This is a genomic window from Streptomyces sp. NPDC001606, from assembly GCF_053596835.1.
The window spans coordinates 162,254-179,514 of record NZ_JBSFHC010000012.1; the positions used below are offsets into that span (position 1 = coordinate 162,254).

A 17,261-nucleotide genomic window follows, 5' to 3' on the forward strand; every position below is an offset into this window, starting at 1 on the left:
ACCGGCCCGTCGTACGCGCAACCGTGACGGCACCTTCGCGGGGCGGTTGTTCATGTGGGGTTCGCGTGCGCGCCTCAGGGTGCCCGTAGGTGTGGCTTCGCACACTGGCCGGAACCCGTCCCTGGAGGCACAGCCATGTCACACCGTCCGTTCCCCGGCCGCCGCAGCGTTCTGCGCGGCTCCCTCGCCGCGTCGGCGGCCCTGACCCTGCCCGTGGGCCTCGGCGCGGCCCCGGCCTTCGCCCGCTCGGGACGCCCGGAGGCGGGGTGGGGCGTGCAGGCCGGCGACGTCACCACCGACTCCGGGCTGGTCTGGGTGCGTTCGGACCGGCCCGCCCGGATGATCGTGGAGACGGCGGCCACCGAGTCCTTCCGCAACCCGCGCCGCTGGCACGGCCCGCTGCTGGGCGCCGGGACGGACTTCACCGGCACCACCCGGCTGCACGGACTGCCCTCCGGCGAGCAGATCCACTACCGCGTACTGCTCGCCGACCCGGACGACCCGCGCCGTACCGGCGAGCCGGTGGCCGGAACCTTCCGCACCGCGCCGGTGAGGCGGCGCCAGGGCGTGCGGTTCGTGTGGTCGGGCGACCTGGCCGGTCAGGGCTGGGGCATCAACGAGTCCATCGGCGGCTACCGGATCTTCGACGCCATGGCGCGCACCGACCCGGACTTCTTCCTGTGCAGCGGCGACAACATCTACGCCGACGGGCCGATCGCGGCGACCGCCGCCCTGCCGGACGGCGGTGTCTACCGGAACCTCACCACCGAGGAGAAGTCGCACGTCGCCGTCACCCTGGACGACTACCGCGGCAACTTCCGCTACAACCTGCTGGACAAGGCGCTGCGCCGGTTCAACGCGCAGGTGCCGAACATCATCCAGTGGGACGACCACGAGGTGCGCAACAACTGGTACCCGGGCGAGGTCATCGGCACCGGCACCCCCTACCCGGCCGGCACGAAGCTGGACGACCTTGCGCTGCGCTCCCGGCAGGCGTTCTCCGAGTACTTCCCGATCTCCACCATCAGCGAACGGCCCGACGGCCGGATCTACCGGGTCGTCCACCACGGCCCGCTGCTCGACGTCTTCGTGCTCGACATGCGCAGCTACCGCAACGCCAACTCCCCCGACGACCAGACCACGGACCCGGTGGGCATCCTCGGCCGCGAGCAGCTGGAGTGGCTCAAGCGGGAGCTGGCGAAGTCCCGCGCGGTGTGGAAGGTGATCGCCAACGACATGCCGCTCGGGCTGGTCGTGCCCGACCCGGTCGAGGGCAGGCCGAACTTCGAGGCGGTCGCGCAGGGCGACCCGGGCGCCCCGCTGGGCCGTGAGTTGCAGATCGCCGAGCTGCTGCGGTTCATCAAGCACCGGCGGATCACCGGCACGGTGTGGCTGACGGCCGACGTGCACCACACCTCCGCCCAGCACTACGACCCGTCACGGGCCGCGTTCAAGGACTTCGAGCCGTTCTGGGAGTTCGTCTCCGGCCCGCTCAACGCCGGCGCCTTCCCGGCCAACGCGCTGGACGGCACGTTCGGCCCGGAGCGGGTCTTCGTCAAGGCGCCCACCACCGCCAACGTGTCCCCGGCCGAGGGCTACCAGTTCTTCGGCGAGGTCGACATCGACGGCGACAGCGGCGAACTGACGGTCCGGCTGCGCGAGTACGACGGCACGGTGCTGTTCTCCCGGACGCTGCAGCCGGGGCGGGTCGGCCAGTAAGCGCGTTTCCGCAGGCCGGGACCGTTGTCAGTGGTCGCCTCTACGGTTTTCTGCATGAGGCGATCACCTGACAACCCGGCGGCGCTCTTAACAGGGGACAACGAGAAGATCTGGGGCAAGCTCCGCCCTCAGAGGCGTAAATCGCGACAAAGAGGGCGGAGCATGCTTTACCCATCGGTCACAAACCGTTCGTGATCACGCAACACCCTTCGTTCACAGTGGATGCATGACTCCAGAGATGTCTGATGTGACCCGGACGAAGCACGGACGGCCCGTCCACCACTGGCGGCGGGACATCGTCGAACTCGCCGCGCTCTTCACGGCCGTCGCCGTGGCCGACGGAGTGGCGAACCTGGTGGGGCACGGCCCGGACGGCCCGGCCCTGCTGGTGTTCTCGGCGCTCGCGCTGGCCGCGACGGCCGGCTTCCACACCTGGTGGGCACGGCGCCACGGACACGCACCGCCGGCCCTGGATACCGGTCCCCGGCCGGCCGCACCGACGCGGCCGGCCGGGTCCGACGCCTCCGGCGACGAACTGACCGGCGCCGGCGCGCTGTGGCGGATGCGCACCACGGTGAAGGACGAACCGGGGTCGCTGGCCGCGCTGTGCGTGGCCCTGGCCGAGCTGCGGGTCGACATCCTGAGCCTCCAGACGCACCCGCTCGGCGACGGCACGGTGGACGAGTTCCTGCTGCGGGCGCCGGGCGCGCTGCCGGCGGCCGGGATCACCCGGGCCGTCGCACTGGCCGGGGGCGCGTCCACCTGGATCGAGCGGGCCGACGCCCACGATCTGGTGGACGCTCCCACCCGGGTGCTCGGCCTGGCCGCCCGCACCGCGCTGGACACCGCGGAACTCCCGCTGGCGCTCCGGCAGTTGCTGGGTCGGTGCACGATCCGTTCGCTGCCCGCGACGCCGGTCGCCGGGCAGCGGGACGCGGAGTCCGTGCCGGTCGAGGGGGTGCTGGAGGACACCGTCATGCGGCTGCGCGCGCCGGAAGGCGGTGTGCTCACCGTGGAGCGGCCGTATCTGCCGTTCACCCCGGCCGAGTTCGCCCGGGCGCGGGCCCTGGTGGAGCTGGACAGCCGGCTGGGCCCGCGGATTCCCCGCGGCCAGGACGTGCTGACGCTGCCGGAGGGGAACGACATCACCGTCCGCCGGGTCGACACCGGCGACCTGGCGGCGGCCAAGGCCATGCACGAGCGGTGCTCCGCACGCACCATCGGCCTGCGCTACCACGGCCCGGTGGGCGACGCGGACCGCTATCTGAACCATCTGCTGAGCCCCCGCTTCGGGCGGACGCTGGCCGCGCAGACCCCGTCGGGCCGCATCGTCGGCCTGGGGCATCTGCTGTGGGACGGCGACGAGACCGAGGTCGCCCTGCTGATCGAGGACGACTGGCAGCGCCGTGGCGTCGGCACCGAGCTGCTCGGCCGGCTGGTGGCGATGGCGGTGGACGCCGGCTGCGAGAGTGTGTACGCCGTGACGCAGGCGTCGAACACCGGCATGGTCGCCGCGATGCGCGGCCTCGGCCTCCCCCTCGACTACCAGATCGAGGAGGGCACGCTGGTGATCACAGCCCGACTGGGCACGGCCCCGGCCGGCGCCCGCCCGGCCTACGGCGACGAATGGGAACCTCTCGGCAGCCGCACCCCCCGCGACTGACACCCCCCCCGCTCCCCCGGCAGCCCCCGGCGCCACAGGCACGCATAACCCTGAACACCGCACACGGGCGGACGGCCCAGCGAAGAGACGCCGGGCCGTCCGTCTGTGCTGTCAGTCCTGTCGGTGCCCCCTGGCGGCACCCACCTTCTGACGGTCCTGCGGAGCGCCCAGTGCCTGGTCCAGGTCGGTCCAGAGGTCGTCGACGTCCTCCAGGCCCACCGAGAGCCGCAGCAGCCGGTCGCTCACCCCGGCCCCGCGGCGGTCGTCCGCGTCGACGATGCGGTGGCTGATGGACGCGGGATGCTGGATGAGCGTGTCGACGCTGCCGAGGCTCACCGCCGGGGTGACGAGCCGGACCCGGGAGATCACCTCGTGCGGATCGCCGTACACCTCGAAGGCGATCATGGCGCCGCCGAGCCGGGGGTAGCTCACCCGGGACACGCGCGGGTCGGCGGCGAGCCGGCGGGCCAGTTCGCCGGCGTTCGCGGAGGCGGCCCGGACCCGGACCGGAAGCGTGGACAGTCCGCGCAGCAGCAGATACCCGGCGAGCGGGTGCAGCACCCCGCCGGTGGCGAAACGTATCTGCCGCAGCCGGCCGGCGAACTCCTCGTCGCAGGCGACCACTCCGGCGAGGACGTCGCCATGGCCGCCGAGGTACTTGGTGGCGCTGTGCAGCACCAGCCGGGCGCCGTGCTCGGCCGGGCGTTGCAGCACGGGGGTGGCGAAGGTGTTGTCGGCGAGCAACGGCACCGAGCCGCAGGCGTGGGCGACGGCCCGCAGATCGACCTCGGCCAGGGTCGGGTTCGCCGGGGACTCGACCATCACCAGCCCGGTGTCCGGCCGTATCGCGTCGGCGATGCCGGCCGGGTCGGTCCAGGTGACCTCCGTACCGAGCAGCCCTGCGGTCAGCAGGTGGTCGCTGCACCCGTACAGGGGCCGTACGGCGACGACATGGCGCAGGCCCATGGCGGACCGGGCCAGCAGGACGGCGCTGAGCGCGGCCATGCCGCTGGCGAAGGCGACGGCGGACTCGGTGCCCTCCAGCCGGGCGAGCGCGGTCTCGAAGCGGGCGACGGTGGGGTTGCCGAGCCGGCCGTAGACCGGGGGTCCGGCCGGGTCGGCGCCGTCGGTGGCGAAGGCGTCGATGCGGGCGGCCTCGGCGCGGCTGTCGTAGGAGGGATAGGTGGTCGACAGATCGATCGGCGGGGCGTGCAGGCCCTGGCGGGCGAGATCGTCGCGGCCGGCGTGCACGGCCTCGGTGGCCAGAGCTCGGGATGCGGTGCGCACTGCGTCGTGGGCACTCGTGCTCGCTGAGTCCATGCGCGGAAGGGTGAACAGTGGACGGTTTCCGGGGGCGAGACGCCGTGCTACGTTCGGCCAATGGCCGAATCCGTCGTACTGGATCCGGTGGACCTGCATCTGCTGCGCCTGTTGCAGAACGACGCCCGGACCACCTACCGCGATCTCGCCGCCCAGGTGGGCGTGGCGCCGTCGACCTGCCTGGACCGGGTGACCCGGCTGCGCCGCTCGGGGGTGATCCTCGGGCACCGGCTCCAGCTCGATCCGGCGCGGCTGGGGCGCGGGCTCCAGGCGTTGCTGTCGGTGCAGGTGCGGCCGCACCGGCGGGAGCTGGTCGGGCCGTTCGTGGAGCGGATCCGCGCGCTGCCGGAGGCCCGTACGGTGTTCCATCTGACCGGGCCGGACGACTACCTCGTGCAGGTGGCCGTCGCGGACATGGCCGATTTGCAGCGGCTGGTGCTCGACGAGTTCACCGCGCGGCGGGAAGTGGCCCGGGTGGAGACCCGGTTGATCTTCCAGCAGTGGGAGTGCGGGCCGCTGCTGCCGCCCGGCCACGCCCAGAGCTGAATCCCCCCATCCGTGGGTGACGCGGAGATCCCTCTCGTACGAGGATGTGCGGCATGTCTGACATCAAGAGCCCGCTGCCCCGTCAGGTCGCCGACGCGTACGTGGACGACCTCATCGCCCTCGACCCGGTCACCGGTACCTACCTCGGCGTGAAGGAGAGTTCCAGCAGGCTGCCGGACTACTCGCCCGCGGGCCAGGAGGCCCTCGCCGGGCTGGCCCGGGCGACGCTCGCGAAGCTGGACGAGGCGGAGCGGCAGCCCGGCGCGGACAGCGACGTGGAGCGGCGCTGCGCGCGGCTGCTGCGGGAGCGGCTGACCGCCGAACTCGCCATGCACGACGCGGACGAGCATCTGCGCGCGGTCGGCAACATGCACACCCCCGGCCACTCGGTCCGGGAGGTCTTCACGGTGACTCCGCAGCAGACGGAGGAGGACTGGGCGGCGATCGCCGAGCGGCTGCGCGCGGTGCCGGAGGCGCTGGCCGGCTACCGGAAGTCGCTGCAACTCGGCCTGGACCGGGGGCTGTTCGCGGCTCCGCGGCCGACCGCGACGTTCGTCGAGCAGCTCACCGAGTGGACGGGCGGCGACGGCGAGGGCCGCGGCTGGTACGAGGACTTCGCCGCCGCCGGACCGGAGGCGCTGCGCGCCGAGCTGGACGCGGCGGCCCGCGCGGCGACCGGTGCGCTGGTGGAGCTGCGGGACTGGCTGCGGGACGTGTACGCGCCGGCCGCGAAGGACGCCCCGAACGTGGTCGGCCGGGAGCGGTACGCGCGCTGGTCCCGGTACTTCAACGGCACCGATCTGGACCTGGACGAGGCCTACGCGTACGGCTGGGCGGAGTTCCACCGGCTCCTCGGCGAGATGCGGCAGGAGGCCGAGAAGGTCCTGCCGGGCGCGCGGACCCCGTGGGAGGCGCTCGCGCACCTGGACGAGCACGGCCGGCACATCGAGGGTGTGGACGAGGTCCGCGAGTGGCTCCAGGGCCTGATGGACCAGGCCATCGCGGATCTGGACGGCACCCACTTCGAACTCGCCGAGCGGGTGCGGAAGGTGGAGTCGTGCATCGCCCCGGCCGGCAGTGCGGCGGCCCCCTACTACACGGCGCCGTCGGAGGACTTCTCCCGGCCGGGCCGCACCTGGCTGCCCACGATGGGGCAGACCCGGTTCCCGGTCTACGACCTGGTCTCGACCTGGTACCACGAGGGCGTGCCCGGGCATCACCTCCAGCTGGCGCAGTGGGCGCACGTGGCCGAGAACCTCTCCCGCTACCAGGCGACGGTCGGCGGGGTGAGCGCCAACGCCGAGGGCTGGGCGCTGTACGCGGAGCGGCTGATGGACGAGCTGGGCTATCTGACCGGGCCGGAGGAGCGGCTCGGCTACCTGGACGCGCAGATGATGCGCGCGGTGCGGGTGATCATCGACATCGGCATGCACCTGGAGCTGGAGATCCCGGCCGACTCGCCCTTCCACCCGGGCGAGCGCTGGACGCCGGAGCTGGCGCAGGAGTTCTTCGGGTCGCACAGCAGCCGGCCGGCGGACTTCGTGGAGAGCGAGCTGACCCGGTATCTGACCATGCCGGGGCAGGCGATCGGCTACAAGCTGGGCGAGCGGGCGTGGCTGCTGGGCCGGGAGAAGGCGCGGCAGCGGCACGGCGACGCCTTCGACCTGAAGGCCTGGCACATGGCGGCGCTGTCGCAGGGCTCGCTGGGCCTGGACGACCTGGTGGACGAGCTGTCCCGGCTCTGAACCGCGCCCGCCGGTCACTCCGGCGAGCGTGCCGTCGTAACCGCTGAGGTCACGGCCGGCGAGGAGAACACCCCCGCCGGCCGTCCCCCGGACCACCACGTCGACCGGCCGTCCCGGGAGCACCGCCTCGAGCGGCCGTCCCCCCGGACCACCACGTCGACCGGCCGTCCCTCCGGACCACCGCCTCGACCGGCCGCGTCCCTCCGAACCACCACGGGGCCGTCTCCCGGACCACCGCGCCGCCGGCCGTCCCCCGACCACCGCCTCGGCCGGCCGGCCCTACGGACCACCGCGTTGCCCCTCCGTACCACCGCGTCGGCCGGCCAGCCCGGCGCGAGCGGCTCCGCCGGGTCGCCAGTCCCGGAGAAAACCCGGGCGCGGAGCCCCCGAGGACCCCGAGCCCCGAGTCGGCGACACCCTGGAAGCAGTGGGCAGCCCGCAGCACGACCGGGCCCGGCCCGCCGGCACCGTCGATCGCCGGGCGCGCGCTCCGCCGGGTCACCAGCCCCCGAGAGGACCCGTGTCGCGGAGTCCCCAAGGACCCCGCGCCCCGAGTCGGCGACACCCTGGAAGCAGTGGACAGCCCGCAGCACGGCCGGGCCCGGCCCGCCGGCACCGTCGATCGCCGGGGCGCGCGCTCCGCCGTCCGGCCCTGGCCCGGTGGCGGGCCTGGTGTGCGGGCGGCTAGCTGGTGCCGGGGCCGATGCGGAGGAGGCGGGCCGGCATGCAGCAGAAGGGACCCGGGCAGCGCCAACTGGAGACGCCGCGTGCCGCCGGGCTGGCGGGAGTCGTCTTCGCGCTGCTGCTGGCGGCGGCGATCGTGCTGATCCGGCTGGCCATTCCGCAGGGCGCCGACGCGGTCACCGCCCAGGGGTTCACGAACTCCACGCGGCGCAGCGCGGTGCAGACGGCCCTCGCGCTGGTGCCGTTCGCCGGCATCTTCTTCCTGTGGTTCATGGGCGCCGTACGGGCACATGTCGGGGCGGCCGAGGACAGGTTCCTCGCCACGGTGTTCCTCGGCAGCGGTCTGGTCTTCACGGCCACGCTGTTCGGCGCCGGCGCGGCGGCCGATGCCGTCCTCTCGCTGGCGCACCCGAGCGGCAGCGCGCCGCCGACCGCTGCCTGGGACTTCGGCCGCCACTTCGCCTACACGCTGATGGTGGGGTACGGGATGCGGATGGCGGCCGTCTTCGTGTCCGTCGTCTCGGCCATCGGCCGCCGGCTCGGCGTGCTGCCGCGCGGGCTCACCGTCCTGGGCTACGTCACCTCCCTGACCCTGCTGTTCGTCTCGCCGAACGTGCCGTGGGCGGAGCTGGTCTTCCCGGCGTGGTCCCTGGTGCTCAGCCTGTACATCCTGGTGGCGAGCGGCCGTGACCGGTCGGGTGGCGCGGGACGGGCGTGACGGGTCGGGGGTGCGTGCCCCCGGTGGCCGTTCGTCCGGCCGGGCCTCCCGGCGCGCGATCTCGCCGTACCCGGCTCATGCTGGCCAACGGGACATGACCGCCGTCCGGAAGCGCCCGCGCGACAGGGTGGCCCGCACCGGACCTGGCCATCGGAAGGCGGAGCGCCGATGAGGCTCGTCGTCGATCTCAACAAATGTCAGGGGTACGCCCAGTGCGCGTTCCTCGCCCCGGACGTCTTCGCCATGCACGGCGACGAGGCGCTGGTGTACAACCCGCACGCCCCCGAGGAGCAGCGGGAGCGGCTGGCCCGCGCGGTGGCCGCGTGCCCGGTGCAGGCGATCACGGCGGACGGCCTGGACGGCGCGGGAGACGCAGCGGGGGCGTCCGATGGCCGCTGACTACATCGACTGGCTCAGGCGCGAGGGCCGGATCGTGATCGTGGGCGCCTCGCTGGCGGGGCTGCGCGCCGCCGAGACGCTGCGCGCCGAGGGCTTCGCCGGGGAGCTGACCCTGATCGGCGACGAGCCGCACGAGCCGTACGACCGGCCGCCGCTGTCCAAGTCCGTCCTGCTCGGCATGGCGTCCCCGCACCACACCGAGCTGCCGCACCGCTGGGACATCGACGCCAAGTGGCGGCTCGGCGTCGCCGCGACCGGCCTGGATCTGACGGCCAAGCGGGTGCGGCTGGCGGACGGGGACGAGGTGGAGTACGACCGGCTGCTCATCGCGACCGGTGTCCGCGCCCGTCCGTGGCCGAAGGAGGAGGAGGCCCGGCTGGACGGCGTGTGCCTGCTGCGCACCCGGGAGGACGCGGCGGGGCTGTACCGGCGGCTGAAGGCGGGGCCGCGCCGGGTGGTGGTGATCGGCGCCGGGTTCGCCGGGTCGGAGGTCGCCTCGGCGTGCCGCGAGATGGGACTTCCGGTCACCGTGGCGGAGCGTGCGGGGGCGCCGCTGGTGGGCGCGCTCGGCGGGGTGGTGGGCGCGGTCGCGGCCGACCTCCAGATCGAGAACGGTGTCGATCTGCGCACCCATGTCACGGTGACCGCGCTGGAGGGCGATTCGGTCGGCCGGGTCCGGGCCGTCCATCTGTCGGACGAGAGCACCGTCGAGGCGGACGTGGTCGTGGTCTCGCTGGGCTCGCTGCGGAACACGGACTGGCTGGCCGGGTCGGGGCTGGGCGCCGGGCCCCGCGGCATCGCCTGCGACGCGGGCTGCCGGGCCTTCGACTTCCGGGGCATCGTCACCGACGACGTGTTCGTGGCCGGTGACGTGGCGCGGTCGCCGCACGCGCTGTTCGGCTACCAGTTCCTGTCGCTGGAGCACTGGGGCAATGCCGTCGCCCAGGCGGAGACGGCCGCGCACAACATGATCTGCCACGGCCCCGACCGGCGCCCGCACCTGTGGATGCCGGCCTTCTGGTCCTCGATGTTCGGTGTGAACATCAAGTCGGTCGGGGTCCCGCCGATGGGCGACCAGATCATGATCACGCAAGGCTCCCCGACGGAGCGCCGGTTCGTCGGCGTGTACGGCCACCAGGGCCGGGTCGTCGCCGCCGTGACCTTCGACAACGCCCGGTGGCTGGAGTTCTACGCACGGCAGATCGAACGCGGCGCGCCGTTCCCGGTGGAGTACCCGACGATGGACCGCCGTCCCGAGGGCAGGCAGCCGGTGTCCGCCGACTTCCCCGACCCGTCCTTGCCGACCCATGGCCCGACCGTGACCCTCAGCGGTTACTCACCGGCCGAGCAGCAGCTGGTCTTCCACCCCGCCCGGCACTGACCGCCGTCCGGCCCGACGCCCCAAGGACCCGTCATGACGCAAGCCTCACTGGTGCGCCAGATCACCGACTTCGCCCACCGCGCCAACCCGTATCCGCTGTACGAGGAGCTCCGCAGGACTCCGGTGCTGCACGAGGAGGAGGGCGGCCCCTACGTCATCAGCTCCTACTACGACATCGAGGCCCTGCTGCACGATCCGCGGATCAGCTCCGACGCCGCGAATCTCGCTGCCGCCGGGGACGACGAGACCGGCCAGGCGGAGGACACCGGGCTGCCGCCGTCCTTCCTGCGGCTCGACCCGCCGGAGCACGACCGGCTCCGGCGCATCGCCAACAGCGCCTTCGGGCCGCCGCACCGGCCGCGCCGGGTCGAGAACATGCGGGATGACATGGCGGCCGTGGTCGGCGGTCTGATCGACGGGTTCGGCGAGGCGCGGGAGATCGATCTGGTCGACCAGTTCGCGTATCCGTTCCCGGTGACGGTGATCTGCCGGCTGCTGGGCGTGCCCCGGGAGGACGAGCCCCGCTTCCGCGCCTGGGTCGACCCGCTGGTCGCCAGCCTCGACCCGGAGACGCGCCAGAACGCGGACGCCGAGTCCGTGAAGACGGCGCAGGAGGCGCGGATGCAGCTCGGGATGTACCTGGCGGGGCTGGTCGAGCAGCGCACCAAGGACCCCCAGGACGACCTGCTGTCCGACCTGGTCAACAGCCGTGGCCCGGACGGTGCCATGACGATGATGGAGGTGCTCAGCACCGCGGTGCTGCTGCTGATCGCCGGGCACGAGACGACGGTCAACCTGATCACGAACGGCATGCTGACGCTGTTGCGCCACCCGGACGTGCTGCGGCGGCTGCGCGAGGACCCGGCGCTGTCGGTGCGGATCGTGGAGGAGCTGCTGCGCTACGAGCCGCCGGTGCAGATCGTGCCCCAGCGCACCTGTATCGCCGACATCGAGGTGCGCGGGGTCACCATTCCCAAGGGCTCGCGGCTCTGGCTGGTCCTGGCCGCGGGCAACCGCGACCCGGAGCGGTTCAAGGACCCGCAGCGCTTCGACCCGGACCGCGAGGACATCCAGCACCTGGGCTTCGGCAGCGGCATCCACAGCTGCTTCGGCGCTCCGCTGGCCCGGCTGGAGACCCAGATCGCCCTGTCCGAACTGGCCCGGCGGCTGGAGAATCCGCGGCTGGTCGAGGACCCGCCGCCGTACCGGCAGAACGTGGTGCTGCGCGGTCCCCGGCATCTGACCATCGCCTTCGACGGTCTCAGGCCCTGAGCGGCCGGACGCTCAGCCGGTGATCCTGCTGATCTGCACCAGTCCCAGCCAGGTCTCCGGGCCCGGCTGGGCGTAGGCCGCGCGGACCGCGTAGCTGCCCGCGGTCAGCGGGATGCGCAGGTGTTCGGTGCCGGGGGCCTCGGCGCCCGGCCAGGCCGAGTCGAACAGCAGCACCGGGCCGGGTACGTGCCAGCGCAGCTCCGCTTCCCAGGCGGCCGTCCGCAGCGCGGCGGGGACCCCGGCGAGGAGTTCGTCCTCGGAGTTCGCGGCCGACCAGCGGACCAGGGTGCCGTGCTCGGGCAGATAGGAGGTGGCCGCCGGTTCGTCGCCGAGGACGAGGGCCGCGCTGTCGCCGACCGGGAGCAGGCCGGCGAATCCGGCGACCTCGCATGCCCGGTCGTAGTCCGTGTCGAGATCCTCGCTGTCGGCGCCCGCCCAGAACGGCAGCACCGCCTCCGGGACGGCTATCAGCGGGCCGCCGCCCGACTCCACCCACTCCAGTACGCCTGGGTCCGCATATCGCGCCATGGGCCCAGAACCTACACGGCCCGGCGTCAGCAGCCGCACTCGCCGTCGACGGGCGCGGTCAGCGGGTCGGCGTCGCGGCGCGCCGGGCCCTGCCAGGTCTCGTACGCGAAGCCCTCGCGTGCCCAGTACTCGAAGCCGCCGAGCATCTCCTTGACCTGGTAGCCGAGTTCGGCGAGGGCCAGGGCGGCGCGGGTGGCGCCGTTGCAGCCGGGGCCCCAGCAGTACGTCACCACCGGCACGGATCTGTCGAGGAGTTGTGCGGCCTGCTCGGGGATGAGTGCGGTGGGCAGGTGGACGGCGCCGGGGACGTGGCCCTGGTCCCAGGACTCGGTGGAGCGGGTGTCCACCAGGACGAAGCCGGGGTCGCCGCCGGCCGCGAGGGCGGCGGCCACGTCGGAGACATCGGCGTGGAAGGCGAGGCTCGCCCGGAAGTAGGCGGCGGCCTCGGCGGGGGCGGCGGGAGCGACCCGCAGCACGGGGTTCACGGAGTTCGTAGTGATCATGGCTTAAATTCTGCGAGCGGACCGCGGCCCGTTGAAGGGGCGATCCCCGGGCCTGCTCTTGATCGGCCGGTGATTTCCCTGCTATCCATCCCGGATGACCGTGTATTCCCCGGACGCCACCGACTGGCGCATACTCGACGTCCTCCAGCGCGACGGCCGTGTCAGCTACGCCGAGCTGGCGCGGGCCGTGTCGATGTCGCCGAGCGCCGTCACCGAGCGGGTCCGCCGGCTGGAGGAGGCCGGGGTGATCCAGGGCTACGCGGCGGTCGTGGACCCCGAGCGGCTCGGCCTGCCGATCCTGGCCTTCGTGCGGCTGCGGTATCCCAACGGCAACTACAAGCCGTTCCACGACCTGGTGGCCGCCACCCCGGAGATCCTGGAGGCCCACCATGTCACCGGGGACGACTGCTTCGTCATCAAGGTCGCCGCGCGCTCGATGCCGCACCTGGAGGAGATCTCCGGGAAGATCGGCGCGCTGGGCTCGGTGACCACGAGCGTCGTGTACTCCTCTCCCCTGCCCCGGCGGCCGCTCGGGCACTGACCCGGGCGCTCAGCCGGTGCCGCGCTGTCTGAGTGTGGAGCCGGAGCGGCCCTTGACGACCTCCAGCTGGGCGTGGACCCGGCGGCGCAGATCGGCGACATGGCTGACGATGCCGACGCTGCGGTCGCGTTCGCGCAGGGAGTCGAGAACGTCCAGGACCTCGTCCAGGGTCTGGTCGTCCAGGCTGCCGAAGCCCTCGTCGATGAAGAGGGTGTCGAGGCGAACGCCGCCCGCCTCGTCGGTGACCACGTCGGCGAGGCCGAGGGCGAGCGCCAGGGAGGCGAAGAAGGTCTCGCCGCCGGACAGGGTGGCGGTGTCGCGTTCGCGGCCGGTCCAGGCGTCGACGACATGGAGTCCCAGTCCGCTGCGGCCGCGTCCGGTGCGGTCGTCGGAGTGGACGAGGGTGTAGCGGCCGGAGGACATCCGCTGGAGCCGCACGGTCGCGGCGGCGGCCACCTGTTCCAGGCGGGCGGCCAGCACATACGACTCCAGGCGCATCTTGCGTTCGTTGTCGGCGGAGGTGCCGGCGGTGAGCGCGGCGAGCCGGGCGACCCGGTCGTACTCCTCGCGCAGCGGCGCCAGTCGGCGTACGGCCTCGGCGGCCCGCGCGGAGAGGCGGTCGAGTTCGGCGCACGCGCGGGCGGCGGCGTCGCGCGCGGAGGCCGCCTCACGCAGCCGGCGCTCCGCGTCGGCCGCCGTCCGTTCGGCCGCGGCCAGGTCGGCGGGCGGCTGCCGGTCGGCCGCGGCGGTGTCGGCCTCGGCCAGCAGCGTGCGGACGGCGGCCTCCTCCGTCTGCCAGGCGTCCAGCCGGTGTTGCAGCTCGCGGTGGGCCGCGGGGTCCAGCAGCGCGGCGGCCGCGGCCTGCGGGGTGTCGAAGCCGGCCCGGTAGGCGGCGTCGGCGAGGCGGGCGTCGGCGGCCTTCAGACGCTGGGCCGCGTCCTCGGCGGCGCGCGCGGCGTCGGCGGCCTCGGTGAGCAGCGCCGCCTGCCGTTCCAGCTGCGCGGCGCGCGCGGCCACGCTCGCGGCGGTGCCGCGGGCCTCGGCCAACTCGGCTTCCAGCAGCGCCTGTTCGCGTTCCAGGGTGTCGCGCCGGGTGAGCCGGGAGGCGGCCCGTACGGCGGCCTGCTGGCGGTCGGCGAGGCGTTGCTCGCGCTCCTGCTCGGCGCGCCGCAGCTCCTCGTGGGCGGCGTGCAGCGCGGAGGCGGCGCGCCGGGCGCGGGTGTACTCCTGCTCCAACTCGGCCGCTTCGGCTTCGAGTTGCGCGGTCGTGGTGTCTCCGGCCTCGGCGCTGGCGGCGGCGAGGGCCTCCCGTACGGCGCCCAGCCGGCCTTCGTCCTCGGTGTGCCGCTCCTCGGCGCGCCGGCAGGCGGCCAGGGCGCGGTCCTCGGTCTCCCGGTCGACGTGTCCGGCGACCTTGCGGGCCGGTGCGGGGTGTTCGGTGGCGCCGCAGACCGCGCAGGGCTCGCCGTCGCTCAGGTGGGCGGCCAGCTCGGCGGCGATGCCGTTGAGTCGCTGTTCCTTGAGGTCGAGCCAGTGCGCGCGGGCGTCCAGGGCCGCTTGCGCGGAGATGCGCGCGCGTTCCCGGGCCGCGTCCAGGTCGGCGGCGAGGGCGTCGCGGGTGCGGGCCGCCGCGAGCCGCTGCTCCATGGGTTCGCGCCGGACGGCGAGCTGCTCGGCGCGGGTGGCGGCCTCCTGGGCGGAGTCGATGCGGGACTGGAGAGCGGCGCGGCTGGTGTCCCAGCCGTCGAGCCAGGCGTCGGCCTCGCGCAGGACGTCCTCGTCGGCGCGCTCCTGCCGGTCGAGTAGGGCGCGCTCCTCGGCGAGGCGGTCGAGGCGCCGCTCGGCGCGCCGGGCCGCGTCCAGTCCGCCCAGTTCCTCGGCCGCCCGGCGGGCGGCGGCGGCGAGTCCGGCCGCACCGGCGTCGGCGTGCGCGGCGCAGGGGCCGTCGAGCATGCCGCGCGCGCGTGCCTCGGCGCGGGCGGCCCCGCGGTGCTCCTGCTCGGCGGCCTCACGCAGCTCCAGCGCGGGGGCGACCGCCTCCGCCCGGCGGGCCCGCTCCATCCGCTGGCGGGCCTCGGCGTGCGCGCCGGCCCGCTCCTGGAGCCTCGCGGCGCGCTGCCGGGCCTCGGCGAACCGGGCCTGGAGCCGGGCGAGTTCCCGGGTGTCGTCCAGCGCGACGCGAGCCTGGGCGTGGGCGGCCTCGGCGGCGGTGAGGCGGCAGTGGGCGAGGGTGAGGCGTTCGCGGGCGGTGCTGCGGGCGACGGCGGCGGCGCCGAGCACGGCGTCGGCGAGGCCCGGGTCGCCGGGGGCCAGGTCGGGCAGCTCCATGGCGTCGCCGGCCTCCTGCTGCATGCGGTGGGCGTCGGCGAGCAGCGCCGCGTCGCCCTCGCGCACGCGTGCCTCGGTGGCGCGGCGGCGGTCGGCGAGGCGCTTCTCCACGTCGGCGAAGCGCTGGGTGTCGAAGAGGCGGCCGAGCAGCCGGCCGCGGGCCTCCGCGTCGGCGCGCAGGAAGCGGGCGAAGTCGCCCTGGGGCAACAGCACCACCTGGCAGAACTGCTCGCGGCTCATGCCGAGCAGCTGGGTGATCTCCTCGCCTATCTCCTGGTGCGAGCGGCTGCGGTCCTTCCAGACGCCCGCCGTGCTGTCGTACTCGCGCAGCCAGGTCTGGGCCTTGTCCACGGTGGTGCCCTTGCCGCGCAGCTTGGGCCGCTCCCAGGGCGGCTGCCGGGTGATCTCCAGGCGGCGTCCGGCGACGGTCAGGTCCAGGCGGACCTCGGTGCGGGTGCGGGGCTCGGCATGGTCGCTGCGCAGGTTCATGCCCTGGCCGGTCTGCCGGGCGCCGGGGACGGCGCCGTACAGGGCGTAGCAGACGGCGTCCAGGACGGAGGTCTTGCCGGCGCCGGTGGCGCCGTGCAGCAGGAAGAGCCCGGCGCCGGAGAGGGCGTCGAAGTCGACGCCCTGGGTGCCGCCGAAGGGGCCGAAGGCGGTGAGGTCCAGCCGGTGCAGCCTCATCGGGCCACCTCCCGTACGGCGTCGTCGGCGCGGGCGGCGTCGAAGGCGTCGCGGAGCACGGCCGTCTCCCGCTCGTCCGGTCCGGCGCCGCGGACATGGGCGACGAAGTCCTCGGCGATCTGCTGGTCGCTGCGGCCCGCGAGGCGGCGGGCGTAGGAGACCTGGGGGTCGTCCGGCGCGCGCTCGGGGGCGAAGACGAGGCTGAGGGTGTGCGGGAAGCGCTCGGTGAGCCGGGCCATCGGGTCGGCGGGGCGGACCGGGTCGGTGAGGGTGGCCTCGACCCAGGCGTCCTCGTGGCGGGCGAGCGCGGGGTCGGCGAGCAGGTCCTCCAGGGTGCCCCGGAGGCGGGCCAGCGGGCGGGGCACCGGGCAGTCGACGCGCTCCGCGGTGACGGATCCGTCGGCGCCGAGGTCGACCAGCCACATGGTCTTGCGGTGCTCGGCCTCGGAGAAGGAGTAGGCGAGCGGGGAGCCGGAGTAGCGCACCCGCTCGGTGATGGTCTGGCAGCCGTGCAGATGGCCGAGGGCCGCGTAGTCGACGCCGTCGAAGACGCCGGCCGGTACGGCGGCGACCCCGCCGACGGTGATGTCGCGCTCGCTGTCGCTGGCCCGGCCGCCGGTGACGAAGGCGTGGGCGAGGACGACGGAACGCGTGCCGGGCGGTCGGGCGGCGAGGTCGGCGCGGACACGGTCCATGGCGGCGCCGAGCACGGCCTCGTGCCCCGCCTTCTCCACCGCGAACTCCTCCCGCACCAGGGCGGGTTCGAGGTAGGGCAGGCCGTAGAAGGCGACGTCCCCGTGGGCGTCGCGCAGCACGACCGGGGTGCCGACGGCGGCGGGCTCGGTGCGCAGATGGATGCCGGCGCGGCCGATGAGTCCGGCGCCGACGCCCAGGCGGCGGGCCGAGTCGTGGTTGCCGGAGATCATCACCGTGGGCACGCCGAGGTCCGCGAGACGGTGCAGGGCGTCGTCGAACAGCTCGACCGCGGCGAGCGGCGGCACCGCGCGGTCGTACACGTCGCCGGAGACGACCACCGCGTCGACCTCGCGCTCACGCACGGTGGTGACGAGGTGACCGATGAACTCGGCCTGGGCCCCGAGCATGTTCACCCGGTGGAAGGCCCGGCCGAGGTGCCAGTCGGACGTGTGCAGCAGTCTCATGGCCCCCGAGACTATCGGCCGGGTCCGACATCACGGGCCGTCACTCCGGTACCGGGCCGTCACACCCCGT

Annotated in this window: 14 protein-coding genes; 9 read left to right on the forward strand and 5 right to left on the reverse strand. The window is 74.1% G+C overall.

Going from position 1 to position 17,261, the window contains the following annotated elements:
- Nucleotides 1–135: 135 nt before the first annotated feature.
- Together ACWCV9_RS22450 and ACWCV9_RS22455 are read left to right on the forward strand one after the other, a co-directional pair.
- On the forward strand, nt 136–1,719 hold the full coding sequence (locus tag ACWCV9_RS22450) for an alkaline phosphatase D family protein (protein WP_450788945.1): 1,584 nt from the start codon (nt 136–138) through the stop codon (nt 1,717–1,719).
- Between the two features lie 226 nt (nt 1,720–1,945).
- Nucleotides 1,946–3,382 carry a GNAT family N-acetyltransferase gene (locus tag ACWCV9_RS22455; RefSeq protein ID WP_450788947.1) on the forward strand — a complete coding sequence of 479 codons (1,437 nt, stop codon included), beginning with the start codon at nt 1,946–1,948 and terminating at the stop codon, nt 3,380–3,382.
- 111 nt (nt 3,383–3,493) lie between these two features.
- Here the strand turns inward: ACWCV9_RS22455 and ACWCV9_RS22460 are convergent, their stop codons facing one another.
- Entirely contained in the window at nt 3,494–4,702 is a 1,209-nt protein-coding gene (locus ACWCV9_RS22460; protein WP_450788949.1) for a trans-sulfuration enzyme family protein, read from the reverse strand.
- Nucleotides 4,703–4,762: 60 nt separating this feature from the next.
- Here ACWCV9_RS22460 and ACWCV9_RS22465 point away from each other — a divergent pair, with 60 nt between their 5' ends.
- The 6 genes from ACWCV9_RS22465 to ACWCV9_RS22490 all read left to right on the forward strand — a co-directional run bounded on the left by ACWCV9_RS22465 (nt 4,763) and on the right by ACWCV9_RS22490 (nt 11,447).
- Entirely contained in the window at nt 4,763–5,248 is a 486-nt protein-coding gene (locus ACWCV9_RS22465; RefSeq protein ID WP_385844212.1) for an Lrp/AsnC family transcriptional regulator, read from the forward strand.
- 53 nt (nt 5,249–5,301) lie between these two features.
- Nucleotides 5,302–6,993 (forward strand): DUF885 domain-containing protein, encoded by a 1,692-nt coding sequence (locus tag ACWCV9_RS22470; RefSeq protein ID WP_450788951.1) that lies wholly within the window; start codon nt 5,302–5,304, stop codon nt 6,991–6,993.
- A gap of 724 nt (nt 6,994–7,717) precedes the next feature.
- Nucleotides 7,718–8,395: a hypothetical protein gene (locus tag ACWCV9_RS22475; RefSeq protein ID WP_450788953.1), complete on the forward strand. Its 678-nt coding sequence runs from the start codon at nt 7,718–7,720 to the stop codon at nt 8,393–8,395.
- Nucleotides 8,396–8,563: 168 nt separating this feature from the next.
- Entirely contained in the window at nt 8,564–8,794 is a 231-nt protein-coding gene (locus tag ACWCV9_RS22480; RefSeq protein ID WP_385844208.1) for a ferredoxin, read from the forward strand.
- A complete protein-coding gene (locus ACWCV9_RS22485) occupies nt 8,784–10,175 on the forward strand; it encodes an NAD(P)/FAD-dependent oxidoreductase (protein ID WP_450788955.1) in 1,392 nt (463 codons plus the stop codon). The genes ACWCV9_RS22480 and ACWCV9_RS22485 overlap by 11 nt, the downstream gene beginning before the upstream one ends.
- 33 nt (nt 10,176–10,208) lie before the next feature.
- Complete coding sequence (locus tag ACWCV9_RS22490; RefSeq protein ID WP_450788957.1) at nt 10,209–11,447, forward strand: cytochrome P450; 1,239 nt, start codon at nt 10,209–10,211, stop codon at nt 11,445–11,447.
- Nucleotides 11,448–11,459: 12 nt separating this feature from the next.
- On the opposite strand, the gene ACWCV9_RS22495 is transcribed toward ACWCV9_RS22490, so the two are convergent.
- Nucleotides 11,460–11,975, reverse strand: a complete 516-nt coding sequence (locus tag ACWCV9_RS22495; protein WP_450788958.1) for an immunity 21 family protein — start codon at nt 11,973–11,975, stop codon at nt 11,460–11,462.
- A 26-nt stretch (nt 11,976–12,001) separates the two neighbouring features.
- Complete coding sequence (locus ACWCV9_RS22500; RefSeq protein WP_450788960.1) at nt 12,002–12,478, reverse strand: rhodanese-like domain-containing protein; 477 nt, start codon at nt 12,476–12,478, stop codon at nt 12,002–12,004.
- 94 nt (nt 12,479–12,572) lie between these two features.
- Between ACWCV9_RS22500 and ACWCV9_RS22505 the strand changes: the two genes are divergently transcribed.
- A complete protein-coding gene (locus tag ACWCV9_RS22505; RefSeq protein WP_450788962.1) occupies nt 12,573–13,019 on the forward strand; it encodes an Lrp/AsnC family transcriptional regulator in 447 nt (148 codons plus the stop codon).
- 9 nt (nt 13,020–13,028) lie between these two features.
- Here the strand turns inward: ACWCV9_RS22505 and ACWCV9_RS22510 are convergent, their stop codons facing one another.
- Together ACWCV9_RS22510 and ACWCV9_RS22515 are read right to left on the reverse strand one after the other, a co-directional pair.
- Nucleotides 13,029–16,031 carry an AAA family ATPase gene (locus tag ACWCV9_RS22510; RefSeq protein ID WP_450788964.1) on the reverse strand — a complete coding sequence of 1,001 codons (3,003 nt, stop codon included), beginning with the start codon at nt 16,029–16,031 and terminating at the stop codon, nt 13,029–13,031.
- The gene (locus ACWCV9_RS22515) at nt 16,028–17,191 is read right to left on the reverse strand and encodes an exonuclease SbcCD subunit D (RefSeq protein WP_450788966.1); all 1,164 of its coding nucleotides are present in this window, start codon (nt 17,189–17,191) and stop codon (nt 16,028–16,030) included. The genes ACWCV9_RS22510 and ACWCV9_RS22515 overlap by 4 nt, the downstream gene beginning before the upstream one ends.
- Between the last annotated feature and the right edge of the window lie 70 nt (nt 17,192–17,261).